Origin of the sequence: Streptomyces sp. Z26 (assembly GCF_003665095.1) — a bacterium.
Lineage (GTDB): Bacteria > Actinomycetota > Actinomycetes > Streptomycetales > Streptomycetaceae > Streptomyces > Streptomyces phytohabitans.
In genome coordinates this window covers 539,968-553,011 of the sequence record NZ_RCHV01000002.1, presented here as the reverse complement: position 1 = coordinate 553,011, position 13,044 = coordinate 539,968, and the positions used below count along the sequence as shown (strand labels likewise).

The 13,044-nt window shown below is 74.4% G+C and carries 11 protein-coding genes; 7 read left to right on the top strand and 4 right to left on the bottom strand.

The genetic code is table 11. From position 1 onward, the window contains the following. Positions 1-86 precede the first annotated feature (86 nt). The 3 genes from D7M15_RS02495 (at position 87) to D7M15_RS02485 (ending at position 3,251) form a co-directional block, all read left to right on the top strand. Entirely contained in the window at positions 87-1,091 is a 1,005-nt protein-coding gene (locus D7M15_RS02495; protein WP_121515984.1) for a transposase, read from the top strand. A 148-nt stretch (positions 1,092-1,239) separates the two neighbouring features. Then, positions 1,240-2,043, top strand: coding sequence for a GntR family transcriptional regulator (locus D7M15_RS02490; protein WP_121515983.1), 804 nt, complete (start codon positions 1,240-1,242; stop codon positions 2,041-2,043). Continuing rightward, positions 2,040-3,251, top strand: a complete 1,212-nt coding sequence (locus tag D7M15_RS02485; RefSeq protein ID WP_121515982.1) for an MFS transporter — start codon at positions 2,040-2,042, stop codon at positions 3,249-3,251. Before D7M15_RS02490 ends, D7M15_RS02485 begins: the two co-directional genes overlap by 4 nt. A gap of 60 nt (positions 3,252-3,311) precedes the next feature. Here D7M15_RS02485 and D7M15_RS02480 read toward each other — a convergent pair whose 3' ends face one another. Together D7M15_RS02480 and D7M15_RS02475 are read right to left on the bottom strand one after the other, a co-directional pair. Further along, entirely contained in the window at positions 3,312-5,909 is a 2,598-nt protein-coding gene (locus D7M15_RS02480) for a carbohydrate-binding protein (protein WP_165906186.1), read from the bottom strand. A gap of 221 nt (positions 5,910-6,130) precedes the next feature. Continuing rightward, positions 6,131-6,661, bottom strand: a complete 531-nt coding sequence (locus D7M15_RS02475) for a MarR family transcriptional regulator (protein ID WP_121515980.1) — start codon at positions 6,659-6,661, stop codon at positions 6,131-6,133. Positions 6,662-6,833: 172 nt separating this feature from the next. On the opposite strand from D7M15_RS02475, the gene D7M15_RS02470 reads away from it, so the two are divergent. Further along, positions 6,834-8,093: an FAD-dependent monooxygenase gene (locus D7M15_RS02470; RefSeq protein WP_121515979.1), complete on the top strand. Its 1,260-nt coding sequence runs from the start codon at positions 6,834-6,836 to the stop codon at positions 8,091-8,093. Positions 8,094-8,137: 44 nt separating this feature from the next. On the opposite strand, the gene D7M15_RS02465 is transcribed toward D7M15_RS02470, so the two are convergent. Continuing rightward, positions 8,138-9,628 carry a family 43 glycosylhydrolase gene (locus D7M15_RS02465; protein ID WP_121515978.1) on the bottom strand — a complete coding sequence of 497 codons (1,491 nt, stop codon included), beginning with the start codon at positions 9,626-9,628 and terminating at the stop codon, positions 8,138-8,140. A gap of 456 nt (positions 9,629-10,084) precedes the next feature. After that, positions 10,085-10,678 (bottom strand): TetR/AcrR family transcriptional regulator, encoded by a 594-nt coding sequence (locus D7M15_RS02460; protein ID WP_121515977.1) that lies wholly within the window; start codon positions 10,676-10,678, stop codon positions 10,085-10,087. Positions 10,679-10,748: 70 nt separating this feature from the next. On the opposite strand from D7M15_RS02460, the gene D7M15_RS02455 reads away from it, so the two are divergent. The 3 genes from D7M15_RS02455 to D7M15_RS02445 all read left to right on the top strand — a co-directional run bounded on the left by D7M15_RS02455 (position 10,749) and on the right by D7M15_RS02445 (position 12,948). Beyond that, positions 10,749-11,642, top strand: coding sequence for an NADP-dependent oxidoreductase (locus tag D7M15_RS02455; RefSeq protein WP_121515976.1), 894 nt, complete (start codon positions 10,749-10,751; stop codon positions 11,640-11,642). Positions 11,643-11,816: 174 nt separating this feature from the next. Continuing rightward, positions 11,817-12,518: a DJ-1/PfpI family protein gene (locus D7M15_RS02450; protein WP_121515975.1), complete on the top strand. Its 702-nt coding sequence runs from the start codon at positions 11,817-11,819 to the stop codon at positions 12,516-12,518. A gap of 64 nt (positions 12,519-12,582) precedes the next feature. Continuing rightward, positions 12,583-12,948 carry a hypothetical protein gene (locus D7M15_RS02445; protein ID WP_240649096.1) on the top strand — a complete coding sequence of 122 codons (366 nt, stop codon included), beginning with the start codon at positions 12,583-12,585 and terminating at the stop codon, positions 12,946-12,948. Positions 12,949-13,044: the final 96 nt, after the last annotated feature.

The following is a 13,044-nucleotide window of genomic DNA, read 5'->3' as shown; positions in this document are numbered from 1 at the left end:
CGGAGGGCGGCGGACCGCTCGGCCGGTGGTCTCCACGCGAAGTCCTCGAAGTTTTGAACAGAGATGAAATCTAACGGAGGAAACGGATGAGCGGCGACCTGTGGCGGGAACCGTCCCGCGACACGGACGACGGCTTCGACCGGGCGGCGTTCGTCGAGGAGATGGGCCTGCTGTGGGAGGCGGCGGGCAGCGGGCGCATGGACGGCCGGATCATCGCGTACCTGCTGGTCACCGATGTGCCGTACGTGTCCTCCGCGCAGCTCGCCGCCGCCCTGCGGGTCAGCGCGGGCTCCATCTCGCTGGCCACCCGGCGCCTGGCCGAGGCGGGCTTCCTGAAGCGGCACGCGGTGCCGGGCGAGCGCAGCCGCTACTTCCGGGTGGACGACGACGTCTGGGGCGGGTTCCTCGCGGGCGAACGCCGCTACCTCGACCAGCAACAACGCCTCGCCGAACGCGCGTTGGCGCTCCTCGGCCCGGACGAGGAGGCGCCCCGGCGGCGGCTGCGCAACATGCGCGACTACATGCGCTGGGTCCAGGGCGGGCACCGCGACCTGCTCGCGCGCTGGCACGCGTACCAGCGGCGGTCGCTGGCGGGGGAGGGCGCGGCGGTCGCCCCCGAGAGCCGGGCGTACGGCGAGGGCGGTGCGTACGGGGTGGGCGGCGACGACCGGGGTGGCCACGAACCCGGCGGTGCGGCGGTCGACGGGCCGCGGCGGCCCGGGGCGGTGCTCGGCACCGCGCTGGCGCGGCGCCTGCTCCCCGACGCCCTCTGGGGGGCGGCCGAACCGCTGCTCGCGGACATGGCGCCCACCGCCCGTACCGGCGGGCCGCGCGGGGCCGGACGTCGGGCCGAACTCACCGCCGTCGTCCACGTGTTGACCTCCGGCTGCGGATGGCAGCAGCTCCCCGACCACTTCGGGCCCGCGCCCGCCACCGCCCACCGCCGCTTCACCGCCTGGAGCGACGCGGGCTTCTGGCCGCGCTGGGCCGACGCCGTCGCGTCCGACGCGGGTGTCGCGGGGGCGGACGTGGACTGGTGCCGGGACATCGCGCGGGCGGCGGCGAACCGCCGTACGGGCGGGCGGAGTTGAGCCCGGCGCGGTCGTGCGCAGGTGATAACGGAGCTGGCGACTCGTACGACCCGGCGTCCGGACGTCTGCGGAAACCCGCTGCTTGACGGCGGATACGGCGCCGGAGGTACGTTATAACGACGGAGGGACGCCGCAGGGGAGGGACGCCGTGCCGCAGGAGCCGCAGCCGCACCAGACGAAGGCGTACGGGACGAAGGGCGACATCGCCTACCGGCAGGTCCGCGAGCGCATCCTGTCCGGCGAGCTGGAGCCCGGATCGGTCATCCGGCAACGGGAGTTGGCGCTCCAAGTCGGCGTCAGCACGACCCCGCTGCGCGAGGCGCTGCGCCGTCTCGCGAGCGAGGGTCTCGTCACGCTCGACGCCCACCGCGACGCCCGCGTCTCCCCGTTGCGCGCCGAGGAGGCCCGCGACCTGCTGGAGGTCCGCCGGTCCCTCGACCCGCTGGCGGCCGGGCTGGCGGCGGAACGGCGTACGCGTACGGACCTCGCCGCCCTGCGCGCCGCCGCCGACGGCCTCGTGCCGCTGCCGACCCGGCCCGGTGTCGAGGAGCTGGCGGCGCACCGGCGGTTCCACGCCGCGCTCTACGGCGCGTCCCACAACGAGCTGCTGATCGAGACGCTGGACGGACTGTGGGACAGGGCCGACCGGTACCGGCGGCTGGTGCTGAGCACCGACCGGGGAGGTGCCGCGCGGGAGGAGAAGGCCGCGGAGCACGCGGAGTTGGTGGAGTGCGTCGCGGCGGGGGACGCCGCCCGCGCGGCTGACCTCATGCGGCGGCACGTGGACACCAGCCTCGGCGCGACGGCCGTACGGCGGCTGGGCGCCCCGCCGGAAGCCGACCCCGCCGCGCCCGAGCCGCCCGCCACGCCCGTACGTCTCACCCCGTCCGTACGACCGGACCCGTCCGTACGGGCCGCCGAGCCCGCGCCGTACGCGGACCCTCCGTCGTGACCCCGGCGGAACGGCCCGCGCCGTCCGGGCGTCGCGGTGCGCGCGGCCCGTGGGCGGCGCTGCTCGCGCACGCGCTGCTGGTGCAGGTCCTCACCTTCGTCCTGCGCCCCACCACCACCTACCGCGCCATCGAACTCGGCCTTCCCGGAGCCCTGTTGGGCGTCCTCTCGGCCTGCTTCGCCGTCGCCCCGCTCCTCCTGGCGGTACCCAGCGGCGCCGTCACCGACCGCGTCGGGGAACGGGCGATGGCCTTCCTCGGCTCCGTCCTCGTGCTCGCCTCGGCGCTCACCCTCGCCGTCGCGGGCCACTCGCTGGCCGCGCTCGTCGGCGGCAGCGTCCTCCTCGGCACCGGCCATCTGTGCGGTGTCATCGGCCAGCAGACCTGGGTCGCCAACCGGGCGCACGGCGCGGACTCCGACACCGCCTTCGGCCGCTACACCTTCGCCGCGTCCCTCGGCCAGGCCGCCGGGCCGCTGCTGATGATCCTCTACGGCGGTGGGAACGCCATCCCCGACACCCGACTCCTGTTCACCACCGCCTGCGGCGGCGCCCTGGTCCTGGTCGCGGTGTCCGTGCTGATCACCCCCACGCCCCGGCCCGACACCGGGCGGACTGGGGGTGCCGCGCCCGGCGGGACCGTACGGCTGCTGCGCCTACCCGGCCTGCCCCGCGCCCTGTTGACCAGCTGCGTCGTCCTGGCCGCCGTGGACATCACGCTCGTGTACCTGCCCGCGCTGGGCACCGAACGCGGCATCGCCGCCGGTACGGTCGGCGCGCTCCTCACCGTCCGGGGCGTCGCGTCGATGGTGTCGCGGCTGTTCCTGGGTCGGCTCGTCGCGCGCCTCGGCCGCCGTCGGCTGCTGGTCGGGTGCACGATGCTGTCGGCCGTGTTCATGGCGGCCGCCGCGCTGCCGCTGGGCACCCCGGCGCTGGCGGTGTCCGTGGCGCTGGCGGGCTTCGGGCTCGGCGTGGGGCAGCCGTTGACCATGTCGTGGCTCGCGGACTCCGCCCCCTCCGGCGCCCGTGGCCGCGCCATGTCGCTCCGGCTCGTCGGCAACCGCGCCGGTCAGGTCGTCATCCCCAGCGCGGCCGGTGCGCTCGCCGCTGACGTGGGCGCGGGCGGTGTGCTCGTCGCCACGGCCGCCGGTCTGGCGGGCGTGGGGTACGCGGCCCGCGCCCTGCCGGTGGACCGCCCACCGGAGGACTGAACCGGCACCCGCGCCCGTACACCCGCGCCCGACCCGTACGCGCCGCCGGACCGCGCCCCCTCACCCCGCCGTCAGGGTCACCGTCACCGAGGCCGCGTCCCCGGCCGGTGTCACCTCCACCGTGAACAGGCCCGTGTCCGGGTCGTGCGCCACCTCACCCGCCTCGCCGCCCGTGGCCGAAGCCGCCACCTCGCCCGTCGCGTACCCGCGCAGCGTCACCGCGTCCTCCCCCTCCGCGAACGCCACGACCGCCCGCACCGCGCCGTCGTCCGCCAGCTCCGCGATCCGCTGCCCGCCCCGCGACACGAACTTCCCCGCGTCGCCCAGGAACGCGATCCCCGACCGCCCCACCGGCACCACCTGGAGGTACGCCCCGTCGCGCGTCACCGGCACCGTGTACGTGGAACCCCCGTCCGCCGTACGGCCCTTGCCCGCGAACCAGTCGTACACGTACACCTCGCCCGCCACCCCCGCGTCCGCGGGCCGGAACGCCGCGTCCACGGTGCCCGCCCTGCCCGCCGTGACGCCGAGCCGGTCGAGGTTGGGGCCGTTCCGGCCGGTCGCGGTGGCCCGTACGGTGTGGGCGCCCGCCGCCAGTTCGACCACCACCGGCTGCTCCTCCCAGCGGTCCCAGCCGCCGGTCGGCATGAACGGCGCCGCCGTCGGCTCACCGCCGTCCACGGTGACGGCCAGCGGCCGGTCGTCGCCGCTGGGGCGCCCCTCGCCGCTGTGGTTGGCGTAGCGGAACAGCAGCGTGTACGTGCCGTCGGCGGGCACCTCGACGTCCCACTCGACGTGGTCGCCGTCGGCGTGCTGGAAGTCCGCGTACCCGCTGCCGGTGTGCCCCGCGTGCTCGGCCGCCACGACGGGCCCCGACAACGTCGCGTCCTCCGCCTGGTACACGGCGTCCGGCGCGGTGTCGGGCACGGCGCGGGCGTACGCGTACACGTAGGCGGCGGTCGTCTCCCCGTGTCGGCTGCGCGTGGTGGCGACCATCGGGCCGTTCCCGCCGGAGGCGTCGCGGACGTACGTGGCGGTGTCGGGCACGAGCGGGGTGTCCGGCTTGACGACGGTGCCGTCCGGCAGCGCCACGCGGCGCAGGTTGGCGGCGCTCTCCCGGCCGATCCGGTCACCGACGCCGACGAGCCCGGCGGACAGGTTCTGGAGCAGCAGGTTGCGGGTCTCGTCGCTCATCACCACGTCCGCGAACGGCCAGGTGCCCACCGCCGAGGCCAGCCGCGACGTGTAGAGGAAACGGTCCCACTTGGTGCGCTCGAACCGGTCGTCGGAGACCCGGGTGTTGGTCACGTTGTCGAACAGCGTGCTGTGCAGGAAGTCCTGGACGAGCGGCATGCAATATTGCACGTCCATGCCGTTGGCGGCGGTGGCCGCCGCCATGTTGCCGAGGAACGCCTCCCGGTCCGTCAGGTTGAAGTCCGGCTGCGCGTCGTCGCACAGCCAGTCCTGCTCGAACGTGTCGACGCCCGACTCCCGGAGGTAGCGCATCCGGTCGTCCCAGAAGGCCCGGTCCACCACCACGTTCCCGGACATCGCGTACTCGTCGCGGTACGGGCTCGACGCGTCGATCCACCGCGCGTGCGTGACCAGCGGGACGCCGACGCTCTCCTGGAACGCCCGGAGCCCGTCCGGGAACAGCGACGCGTCCGCCTCGTAGCGCCACTCGCCGTGCTCGATGTCCGACCACGACGCGTCCGGGCCCTTCGGGTAGAACCAGCTGTCGAGCTGGAGGTTGCCCATCGGCAGACCCTGCTCCCGCCAGCGTTCCCGCACGGCGCGCAGCGTGCCCGCGTAGCCGAGGTCCGGGTCGAAGTCGTAGTAGTACGTGGCGCCGTTGTCGGTCCAGTAGCCCAGCGTGGCGAGGGTGTGGGAGGCGTCCTGCGCGGGCCGCCGCTTGCCGGACAGGCCGGTGAGGGCGTGGCCCCACACGTCGTACACCTCGTTCACGTCCGACCCGAAGGCGAGCACCGTACGCTGCGTGAACCCGGCGGGCAGCCGGGCGATGTCCCGCGAGGTGCCGCCGGTCAGCGACGTGCCCGCGGCCCAGGTCACGGCGGTGGGGAAGTGCGAGGCGGGCGAGAACAGGTAGCCGCCGCCGGAGCCGTCGAACGCCAGGTACGGGCCGAACACCCCGTCCACTTCCAGGTCGAACCGGTGCTTCGCGAAGCAGCTGTCGTACGTCTCGTGGTGCGCGAGCGCGGGGGCCTCCGAAAAGGCCGGGAACGGGGCCGAGTTGGCCGCCTCCTGGTGGTACTCGGTGCGGAACAGCACCACCGGGCTGTCGTCGTACGTCCGGATCGCGCTCGTACGGTCCACGCCCTCCGCCGTGTGGCCGAACTCCACCTCGGCGTACGGCCCGACACCGTCTTGGCCCTCCGTACGCCGCACGTCGCGCACGGGGGAGCCCACCGACCCGGCGAACCGGTAGCGGGGCGCGGTGGTCTCCACGGCGTACCCGCCGTCGGCGTCCACCGTGACGGTGGCGCCGGACGACACGGCCCGCCCGGAGCCCGCCGCGCGGGCCGGGCCCGCGGCGAGCGGCAGCCCGAGCGGGAGGGCGCTCGCGAACGCTCCCGCGAGCACGGCGCGGCGGGGGAACCGCCGGGGTCGGCGGGGGAGCGGCTTCTCGTACTCGTTCATGTATGCACATCCCGGACTGTTGGTTGAATCCTGCATGGGGGCCTGAAGAGGGCCGGAAATCACGCGATCACGCAACAGTGGTGCACTTTTGAGCTTGCGACCGGTCTGACGGCCTGTCAATGCACGGCACGGACAAGCCTGTTGGCCGGATCAGAGTTCAAGTACATGAACTTGTAGGGGTGTTGAGGTCCTACGGGAGAACGGCGCCCCCGGCGGACGTGTCAGGCGTCGCCGTCCTCCGGGAAACGGGCCAGGCGGCTCGTCACGTCGTCGGCGAACCGGCCGAGCAGGCGGGCGAGATCGTCGCGGTCCCGCTGGGGCCAGTCGACCAGCGTCTCCGCGAACCAGCCCAGCAGGGACGTGATGTAGCGGTTCGCGGCGGTCGTTCCCGCGTCGGTCGCCTCGATCAGGCTCGCGCGCCGGTCGTGCGGGTCGGCCACGCGCCGTACGAGGCCACGCTTCTCCAGTGCCTGCACCTGACGGGTCGCGTGCGGGCCGACGACCTGCATGTGGTCGGCGATCTCGCCGATGCGCAACGGTCGTTCGCTGGTGCGGAGCGACAACAGGACGCCCATGGCCGGGCGTTCGAGGGTGAGACCGGCTGCCGCGGTGGCCCGTTCGGCCAGGCGGCCCTTGTTCACGGCGGCGGCGAGCTGGGTGATGCGCGGGATGATCGCGAGCAGTTCGGGGTGCGTGTCCTCCGGTGCGGCCGGATCGGGCGGTTCCGGGGAGTTGGGCTCGGCGGGGGACATGGCGACTCCATTTGCATACCTGAGTTAGGTATCTATATGGTCGGGGTGTCGGCGCGCGAACGGCGCCGACGTAGGGGCCGGATAAGGATACCTAAGGTACGTATCTTCGCGAGCCGCGAGCCGTGCCGCCAGCGTGCCGGGCCGTGCCCGGCGCAACCGAAAGGGGAGTGCCATGAACGCCACCCGTCCCACCGACGCCGTCCCGCCCACGCCCACCGGCGGTGGCCGCCGCCGCGTCCTCGTCTCCGGCGCGAGCATCGCGGGCCCCGCCGTCGCGTACTGGCTCGACCGCTTCGGCTTCGAGGTCACGGTCGTGGAGAAGGCCGCCGCCCTCCGCGGCGGCGGCTACCCCGTCGACGTACGCGGCATCGCCCGTACCGTAGTGGAGCGCATGGGCCTGCTGCCCCGACTGCGGGAGGCGCACGTCGACAGCCGACGGATGACGTTCTTCGACGCGTCGGGCGCCACGATCGGCTCGCTGCGGCCCGAGCAGTTCACGGGCGGCGAGGCCGGAGCGGACCTGGAGGTACGGCGCGGTGACCTGGCCGAGGCGTTGTACGCGCCGCTGCGCGGCCGGGTCGAGTTCCTCTTCGGGGACTCGATCGCCACGCTCGACGACGACGGCGAGACCGTGCGCGTGGTCCTCGACAGCGGCGCCCGCCGCACCTTCGACCTCGTCGTCGGCGCCGACGGACTGCACTCGAACACCCGCCGTCTCGTCCTCGGCCCCGAGGAGCCCTTCCACCGCTACCTCGGCCACGTCTTCGCGGGCTTCACGCTGCCTCCCGAGTTCGGGCTCGCGCACGAGGCCGCCATCTGGAACGAGCCCGGCCGTGGCGCCGTCCTCTACGCCCTGGAGCCGGGCGAGCGCGTGCACGGCTTCCTCACGTTCACCCGCGAGGACCCGCCCCTCGACGCGTTCCGCGACCCCGAGGCGCAACGCGCGCTCGTCGCCGCCCGCTTCCCCGAGCGGGTCTGGCACCTGCCGCGGATGGTGCGGGGGATGCGGGAGGCCGACGACCTCTTCTTCGACGTGGTCAGCCAGATCCACGTCGACACGTGGTCGCACGGGCGCGTCGTGCTCGCGGGCGACGCCGCGCACGCCACGTCCTTCCTCTCCGGCCAGGGCACGAGCGTGGCGCTCGCCGGCGCGTACGTCCTGGCCGGCGAGTTGGCGACGCACGCAAACCACGCCGACGCCTTCGCCGCGTACGAGCGCAGGATGCGGCCGTTCGCCGAGCGGAACCAGGCGCTCGCCACCGCCGGGGGCACCGTGGTGACCCCGACGACCCGCGCCCAGCTGGACGCGCGGAACGCGTTCGTCCGCGAACCGCGCGCGGCGTCCGGCGAGTTGGGCTCCGAGGGCGCGGCGGAGCAGCGCGCCGCCCACCACGACCTGGAGCTGCCCGACTACGCGGCGGTGCGCGCGTAGCCGGGCCGCCCGCCCGTACGCCGGGGGCGGTACGCCGCCCGCCGTCAGTCCGTCCACACCTCCGCGCGGTCGACGCTGACGAACGCCGCACCCGCCGACGCGTTCCGCTCCCCGGTGACCGTCACCCGCAACGTGTGCCGGCCGGAGGGCAGTTGGGGGCTGACGTACTGCACGACCTCGCCCTTCCTGATGCTGTCGTGGAGGTCGACGCGGGTCGGCGCGCCCCCGTCCACGCTGATGTCGGCGTAACCGTTGCCGGTGTCGCGTACGGACAGCAGCGCGATGCGCGTGCCCTCGAACGTCCAGGTCGCGGTGTTGCCCTTCGCCTCCGACCAGTGGTCGTCACCGAAGAAGCACTGGGCGGCGCAGCCCGTACCGGAGTTCCAGGTGCCCGTGTACGCGACGCCGCCGGGCCCGTTCGACCGGCCGTCGTCGTTGATCCAGTACGTGCCGGGGCCCGGGTCGCCGGACGGCAGGTCCAGGGTCGCGCCGACGGCCAGCGGGCGGCCGAGGGCCGGGCTGCCGTCGCCGTTCCAGCCGATGCGCTGGATACGGGTGGTGCGGTCGGTGTACGTGTTCTGGCTGGTCGTCTTGGCGTGGTAGACGATCCAGTCCTCGGCCCCGTCCGGTGACCGGAAGAACGAGTGGTGTCCGGGCCCGAAGACGCCCGCCTCGTCGTTCCGCGCGAACAGCGCCCCCTGGTGCTGCCGCCACGCGCCCGCGTCCAGGGGGTCGGCCGCGGCGTCCAGCGACATCATCCACACCTGGTAGTCGGGCTTGCCGGTGTCGCAGGCCGAATACGTCATCCACGTACGGCCGTTGCGCTCCAGGAACGCGGGCCCCTCGCGCACCTCCGGGCAGCCTCCGGCGGCGTTCAGCGCGGTGGCGTCGCCGGAGACGGTCCAAGGGTCGGACATCGGGGCGATGTTGAGGCCGTTGTGCTGGTACGCGTTGAGGCCGCTGTAGGCGAGGTACAGCTTCCCGCCGTGCCGGACGACGGCGGCGTCGATGGCGAACTCGCCCACGTGGTTGGGCGGTTCGAGCTTCGCCTTGTGGTGGTACGGACCCATGGGGTCGTCGCCCTCGGACTCCGCCACGAACAGCCGGTGGTGCTCGTCCACGCCGTCGCTGGCCGTGTAGTAGAGGTACCAGCGTCCGTCGAAGCGGTAGAACTCCGGCGCCCACACCATCCGGTCGCCGGACGGGTCCGTCGGCTTCCACACCGTTCTCGGCTCCGCGCGCAGCAGGTCGGCGGCGCTCTCGGCGCTCCACATCCGGACCGCGTCGCCCTGCGTGGTGGCCAGGTAGTAGCGGCCCTGGAAGTGGGTGACGAACGGGTCGGGGCCGGAGTTCACGGGGTTGCGCATCGTGCCGGTCGCCGCCGCGGGCGCCGGACGCTCCGCCGGAGGACCCGGCTCGGGCGCGGCCCCGGCCGGTCCGGCGGACAACAGCCCGCCGAGGACGATCAGGACGGCGACCAGGAGCGGCACCGGTCTCGCTGAACGGCGTGCGCGTCTGTCTCGGTTCACGGCCATGGGGGCTCCCGTCGGTTCGCTGCTGCGTGGGCGAAGTGCGCGGTGCGGCATGTGCGGTGCGTGGGCGCGGCACGTACGGGACCGCGAGGGCGCGCGTCCGTAGCGGCCCGGCACAGGGCGAACTCGGGCGCGTGGCGCGGGTGTCGGGGTTTCGGCCCGCCCTTCGCGAGTGCGGCGGGGTGGTACGAAACGGTGGAGGAGGCGCGGTCCGGCGGATGTCGGCCACGGCGTCGTATGGGGTGTTCTCAGGTGGTATACCGCACCACTGCAACGTTGTAAACAAGCATCGCGCGTCCCCGCTCGCGTACGGCGGGACGGTGCGGCGGGCGGGTCAGGTGGGCGTGGGCGCGCGTCGGTCGGCCCCACGGGCGGCGCGCGTACGCGCCGGATGACGCCAACGGGGGCCCGTACGCCGCCGGTTGGACCCGCGTGCCCCGTACGCCCGCGCCCGGCGGGTCAGTCCGCCCGCTGCCCGTCCCCGGCTGCCCAGGCCGCCTCGATCATCCGGAAGATCTCGTCCACCGCGCCCTCCGGGTCGTCCGCCTCGCGCGCCAACGCGTGCGCGTCGATGGTGAACCGCGCCAGCGCCCGGCAGGCCGTCGCGGTCCGCGGCGGGTCGACGGCGCCCGTGATGGCGGCGGCCAGCGCCTCCGTGTGACGCAGCCGCATCGACTCCTCGTACCGCCGCAGCGCCGGGGTCTCGTCGATCATGCGGCGTACGGGCTCGGCGCCGTTGCGCGTGCAGTGCAGCACGAGCGCCTTCATCTCCCGGTGCAGCGCGGGCACCAGCGGCTCGTGCGGCGCCCGCCCCGCGACCGCCTCGTCCAGCCGTCGCGTGAAGTCCGCGTCCTGGTCGAAGACCAGCGCCTCCTTCGCCGCGAAGTGCGCGAAGACGGTGGTGACGGCCACGTCCGCCTCGGCGGCGACGTCGCGGATGCCGACCGCCTCGTACCCGCGCGCCAGGAACAGGCGCAGCGCGGTGTCCGCGATCTTCTGGCGGGTCGCGGCCTTCTTGCGTGCGCGGCGTCCGGGGGCGGGAGGCGCGGTCATGGCGGCACGCTACCAAAACCGACATTGGAACCGTTAGGAAAAGCTAACCGTTAGTGTTACGTTCGGCCACATGAAGAGAGTGAGCTTCGCCGAGTTCGGCGGCCCCGAAGTCCTGCGCCTGACCGACGCCGACGAGCCCCACGCGGGCCCCGGCCACGTACGCGTCGCCGTACGGGCGGTGGGCGTGAACCCCGTCGACTGGAGAATCCGCGAGGGCCAGAAGCTGGGCGCCCATCCGATCGAACTGCCCTCCGGGCTGGGCCTGGACGCCGCCGGAGTGGTGGACGAGGTCGGCGAGGGCGTGACGGGAGTCGCCGTCGGTGACCACGTCTTCGGCGAAGGCGCCGACACCTACGCCGAGTTCGCCGTGCTGTCCCACTGGGCCCGGATGCCCGAGGGACTCACGTTCGAGGAGGCGGCCGGCTACCCGTCCGTCGTCGAGACCGCGCTGCGCGTCCTGCGCGAGGTCGGCGTACGGGCCGGGCAGACGCTGCTCGTCAGCGGCGCGTCCGGGGGCGTCGGCTCGGCGGTGCTCCAGATAGCGCGCGAGCGGGGCGTCACGGTGATCGGCACGGCCGGTGCCGCCAACCAGGACTACCTGCGTGAACTCGGCGCCCTCGCCACCACGTACGGCGACGGCTGGGTCGCACGCGTCCGGCGGCTCGGACACGTCGACGCCGCCCTCGACCTGGCCGGTTCGGGCGTACTGGCCGAACTGGTCGAACTCACCGGCGACGCGCGGAAGGTGGTGTCCATCGCGGACCTCTCCGCGCCGGAGCACGGCGTGCGGTTCTCCGGCGTCGCGGGCAGCATGCCGGACGCGCTCGCCACCGCCGTCGACCTCATCGCGCGCGGACGGCTCCACATCCCGGTCACGACGTCGTACGCCCTGGCGGACGCGGCGACGGCGCACGCCGACAGCCGTACGGGCCACACGCGCGGGCGCCGCGTCCTGCTCGTCTGACCGGGGCCGGGGCCGGGGCCGGGGCCGGGAGCGGCGCCCCGTGGGCCGGGACGGCCGTGGCGACAACCCGTTGAAGGGTGTCGTTCCGGCCACTGGGGACCGGGCCGCCGCCGGACTAGCTTCGGGGAACGCCGCGGCGCGAGTGCCGCGCCACCCCACCCGGAAGGCCCGGCCATGTACGCGCAGATCGTCCTGTTCGACGGCTTCGACCCGCTCGACGTCATCGCCCCCTACGAGGTCCTGCACGCGGGCGGTACGGCCTCGGGCGGCGCCGTCGACGTGGCCCTCGTGTCGGCGGAGGGTCCCCGCGAGGTCGTCAGCGGTACGGGCGGCCTGGCGCTCGCGGCCACCGCCGTGCTCGACCCCCACCGCCCCGGGCTCGTCGTCGTACCCGGGGCGGCGGGACGCGTCGGTGACCAGGCCGACGAGGCCGACCGAGCCGACCCCGACGGTCCCGGGAACGGCGAAGGCCCCGGCGGCGACACCATCCCCGTGCTCCTGGGGCGCACCCTGACGACCGGGCTGCCCGCCCTGCTGGGCGCGGCGATGGCCGACCCCGCCGTCACCGTCTGCACGGTGTGCGGCGGTTCGCTCGTCCTGGCCATGGCCGGACTGCTGGAGGGCCGCCACGCCACCACGCACCACCTGGGCCATGACCTGCTGGACGCCACCGGCGCCCGCGCCGTACGCGCCCGCGTCGTGGACGACGGCGACCTCGTCAGCGGCGCCGGGGTGACCTCCGGGCTGGACCTCGGCCTGTACCTGCTGGAACGGGAGGCGGGCCCACGCGTCGCGCACGCCGTGGAGACGCTGTTCGCGTACGAGCGCCGGGGCGTCGTCTGGCGCCCCACCGGCCCGGAGCCCGTCCCGTTCTGACCAGCGCCACGCACCCGCGCCCCAACCCCCTGGCTGCACCCGACCCGAGGAGAACCGAACGACCATGTCCGTCACGGGAATCTGGGACCTCACCCTCGCCACACCGCTCGGCGGACTCCACGCGGAGATCGAACTCCACGACGTGGCAGGGCGGTTGACCGGCAGCGCGCGCGGCGCGGGGGAGGAGGTGCCGTTGCGCGACGTCGTCCTCGACGGCGACCGGCTGACCTGGAGCCAGTCCGTCACCAAGCCGCTGCGGCTGAACCTCGACTTCGACGTGACCGTCTCCGGCACCACCCTGGCGGGTACGTCCCGCGCGGGCCGCCTGCCCCGCTCCAGGGTCACCGGCACCCGCCGCGCGGCAGGCGGGACCGGGGTGCCCGCCCCGCCGCCGGGGGACTCACAGAGAACTCACAAGAACGGCCCCTAACTTCGCACCGTGCCGGTCGCCCGGCGGCGGTGCCGCGGTCGCGCGCCGGTGCACGCCGTACGGGCGCCGCGTGCCGTGCGGCGGTACGTACCGGAG